The following is a 4257-nucleotide window of genomic DNA, read 5'->3' on the forward strand; positions in this document are numbered from 1 at the left end:
TGACCGCGCCGGGTGACCGCGCCGGGTGACCGCGCCGGGTGACCGCGCCGGGTGACCGCGCCGCCGCGCACACGCGCGCCCCGCCACGCCGCCGCACACGCCAAGTGCCTGGGAAACGGTCGTGGCGGGGGACAGCCGCGACGCCTTGCGTCGCCGCCCGCCGCGCACACCTGAATTACCGTCGTGAATTCCCGAGAATTCCAGCATTATCAAGGCGGAAAGCGACTTCAAGCGCGCCGCGAGCCGAGCTATATTTGAATTGTTCCCGGGAAAACCGGAAATAAAAGCCCGCCGATTGGCATTCCCGCTCGATATTGAATTACGGGTGGAGTGTGCCCACAAGGCGGCGAAATAGAAAGCTCGCAGAAAGAGCCGAACGGCCCGTAGTGAAAGGTCCTGTAATGAGCAGCCCTGCCCCGCAGCCGCCCGCGTCGGTCCAGCCGCCCGCCCCGGTGACTCCGTCAGGCGCTGGCGCGAAGGCACGCCCCGGTGAACTCCGCGCACGCATCGCCCACATCCTGACCACGAACCAGACGGCCAAATACACCGTCACGGAACTGGCGAAAACGCTCGGCCACTCCGGCGGGGCGGTCGGCAACGCCTGCGAGACCCTGGTGGCCCGGGGCGAGGCGGCACGGGTGGGGGCGAAACCCCGGATGTACCGGGCAACCCCCGGGACCGCCGCTGCGGCGCGGCGCGCGCTACCACCTCAGCCGCCCCCCCACCCCACGCCTCCCGCGCCGACGTGCGCCTCAGCGGCGCCAACGCCACCGCCCGGCGGGCGACCGCAGCCCATCACCCGCCCCAACGGCCAGCAGTACCACCCCCGCGCGCTGGCCGAACTCCAGGACGTCGAAGCACTGCGCAAACTGCGCGAAGCCGGGGTCGCGGTGTTGCTGTACGGGCCGCCGGGCACGGGCAAGACCTCGCTCATCGAGGCAGCCTTCCCGGACCTGATCACGGTCGCTGGGGACGGCGACACCACGGTCGGGGACCTGATCGGCGAGTACACCCAGGACGAGCACGGCGGCTACGAGTTCATCTACGGCCCCCTGGTCACCGCCATGCGCGAGGGCAAGGCTCTCCTCCTCGACGACGCGACCCTCATCTCCCCGAAGGTCCTGGCCGCCCTGTACCCGGCCATGGACGGCCGCAGGCAGATCCAGGTTAAGGCCCACAAGGGCGAAACCATCACCGCAGCCAGCGGCTTCTACGTCATCGCAGGCCACAACCCCGGGGTGCACGGGGCCGTACTGACCGAGGCCCTCGCGAGCCGGTTCAGCGTGCAGATCCAGGTGGGCTCCGACTACGACCTGGCCGCCGCCCTGAAGATCAACCGCACGGCGGTGCGCATCGCACGCCACCTGGCCACCAGTCAGCAGGCGGGCGACGTCGGCTGGGCCCCGCAACTGCGCGAACTGATCGCCTTCCAGAAGATCGCCGACGTACTCGGCCCCGACGCCGCCTTCGCCAACCTGGTCGGCATCGCACCCCTGGAGGACCGCGACACGGTCGCCGGGATCGTCACCAAAGCAACCGGCCGCCCGGCCTCCGCCCTGGCCCTGGGCCGCCAACTCTGACCGCGCCCGCCACCCGCCGCACCCCCGGGCCCGCGCACGGGCCCGGGACCCGGCCCCGCCCCGCCCCTGAAAGGAAACGACCTGCCATGACCTCGGCGACCCAGGCCCATGTCCAGTATCACCAGCCCGCCCTGACCGACACCGAGCTGGCCACCGCCCGCTGGGAGGACGACGGCGGTCCCGCCTTGGACGCGTACCCCCGCCCGCAGGCCGAGCACTGGCTCCGTATCGCCGCCGCACTCGGCGAACGACTGCCCGAGCTCGCGGACCGCGAGGACGTGATCGTCCATTGCGAACACGGAACACGCTCCGGTGCCCCGGCCGCCTTCTTCCCCACCCGCGCCGAACTCGAAATCGACACCGCCCTCTTCGCCCCCCTCGCCCCGGCCACCATCGACCCCCTCCGCCACGGCGACGAGGAGCGTTACACCACCGCATGGGGCGCCTTCACCCACGAGGCGGCCCACGCCGCACACAGCCGATGGCTCACCCCGCCCGAGCTGTGCGGCACCGCCCAAGGCGCCGCAGCGGCCCTGCTGGAGGAGACCCGCGCCGAACACGCGCACCTCAACCGCCGCCCCGGCGACCGACGGTACCTGCGGGCCGCCGTGAAGCCCCTGGTCCTGGACGGCTTCACCAGCCAGACCCCCACGGACCCCTGGCAGGCCGCCACCGCAGCCGGACTTCTCCTCGCCCGACGGGACGCCGGAATCCTCGACCCGGACGAGACCGAAACCGTCGAGCACACGGTGACCGCCATCCTCGGCGAAAACCTGCTGGAAACCCTCACCGCCATCTGGACCGCCGCCCGCACCACCGCAGACGAGGACGGGCAGGCGATGTTGGAGCACGCACACGCCTGGTGCCAGGCCTTGAGCACCGACCCGGCCGGACCGGAACCCGCCCCGGACCCCGCGAGCGGCTGGCCGCCCGGTGAACTGGCCGAAGCGATCGGGAAGGCCGTCGGCCGGGTGCAGGCCAACGAGGCGGCACAGGCAGCAGCCCAGGCACGGGCCGAGGCCACCCGCACCGCCCGAGTACGGGCGCAGGCCGCCCAAGCGGCCCGGGAACGGCAGGCCGCCCAGACGGCCGAGAAGGTCTTCTCCTCGCCGGGCCGCCCCCACCTCCCGGCGCAGTCCGGCAAGAGCAAGACCACCAGCTCCCCGGTGACCGGCACCCGCCCGCCGACCACCAAGGAGAAAGCCGCCGCCGGGCAACTGGCCCGGGCCCTGCGGGCCGCCGCCTACCGGGAACGCACCACCACCGTCACCGCCTCCACCGCCCCGCCCGGCCGCCTCAACATGCGCCAAGCCCTCGCCCGGGACGCCCAACGCGCCGCAGGCGCCACCCCGACCGCCACCCCCTGGACCCGCACCGTGCACCGGGCGAACCCGACACCGCCCCTGCGGGTCGGCATCGCGGTCGACGTCTCCGGCTCCATGGGCAATGCCGCCGCCCCCATCGCCTCAGCCGCCTGGATCGTCGCCAAAGCCGCAGCCCTCACCGACCCCGCCTCCCGCAGCGCCACCGTCGCCTACGACCGGGCCGTGACCGCGATCACGGCCCCGGGACGCACCCCCGGAACCGTCACCCAGTTCGACGCCCGAGGGCTTGGCCACCGCCTCGCCGAGGCCATCGACGCCCTGACGGCAGGCGTGAACCTCACCCAACCCGGCGCGGGCCGCCTCCTCGTCATCGCCTCCGACGGCTACTACCGCGACGACGAAGCCGCACAGGCCGCCGAACGCATCACCGCCCTGCGCGTGGCCGGGTGCGCGGTGCTGTGGCTCGCCTTCGACCCCGACCCCATGCCGCTGCCCGGCGCCACCCTCCTCGAACTCACCGACCCCGCCCAGGCCGCCGCAGCCATCGGCCGGGCCGCCACCACAGCCCTGGCCGCCACCCACACCTGACCCCGCTGCCGCCCCGGGCCAGCCCCGGGGCGGCACCCACACCGCCCGCACCCACACCGGAGCACAACCACAAGCCCGGAAGGACCCGCACATGAACCCCCGACGCCACCACACGCCCTACCTGATCGCACCCCGCTACCTGGCAGGCACGGACGAGCCAGCCACCCGCTTTCTGACCATGTGGCTGCGCGCCACCGACTGGCAGCCCGAAACCCTCTACGGCGGCCACCTCTACAGCCGCCGCACCCCCGACGGCCTGCTCGAAGCCGTCCACACATCCCCCGGCACCGCCCACGTACCGGCCACCCACCCCGCCCTGGGCTGGGAATTCACCGCCCGCCCCGCTCCCGGCGAACCAGCCACCTGGACGGTGCACTTCGCCCTGGCCACCCCGCCGGAACTCATGATCGCCCTCGCCACCGCCCTCACCGACCCCACACCCGGCCCGCACACCACCCCCGGCCCGAACCGCCCGCACTTCCTGCAGGCGCCCGACGCACCGGAACAGGCAACCCAGCCCCTGGAAGCGGCCGGCTGGATGCGCGACCTCGCCCAGCACGAGTGCACCTGGTACGCACCCGACCAGCAAGCAGTCGTCGTCAGCTCCCCCCTCCACGACGGCCACGAGACCGACGACGGCAACTGGCTGTTCGCCACCCGGCGCGCCAACGACAACGTTGTCCTCTGGTACGCGACCGCTCACCCGCACACCCCCACCCACCTCGTCCAGGCCCTGTGCACCGCGCTCGCCGACCCCGCGCCCG

The 4257-nt window shown here is 73.0% G+C and carries 2 protein-coding genes and 1 pseudogene; all 3 read left to right on the forward strand.

All coding sequences use genetic code 11. From position 1 onward, the window contains the following. Positions 1–506: 506 nt before the first annotated feature. A pseudogene (locus GCU69_RS11360) lies at positions 507–1633 on the forward strand (AAA family ATPase); the annotation flags it as partial. A 33-nt stretch (positions 1634–1666) separates the two neighbouring features. Next, positions 1667–3493 carry a VWA domain-containing protein gene (locus tag GCU69_RS11365; RefSeq protein WP_156205859.1) on the forward strand — a complete coding sequence of 609 codons (1827 nt, stop codon included), beginning with the start codon at positions 1667–1669 and terminating at the stop codon, positions 3491–3493. A 91-nt stretch (positions 3494–3584) separates the two neighbouring features. Continuing rightward, a partial coding sequence (locus GCU69_RS11370; RefSeq protein WP_156205861.1) for a DUF317 domain-containing protein occupies positions 3585–4257 on the forward strand: 673 nt, incomplete at its 3' end.

The sequence above is a fragment of the Streptomyces lycii genome (assembly GCF_009735685.1).
Lineage (GTDB): Bacteria > Actinomycetota > Actinomycetes > Streptomycetales > Streptomycetaceae > Streptomyces > Streptomyces lycii.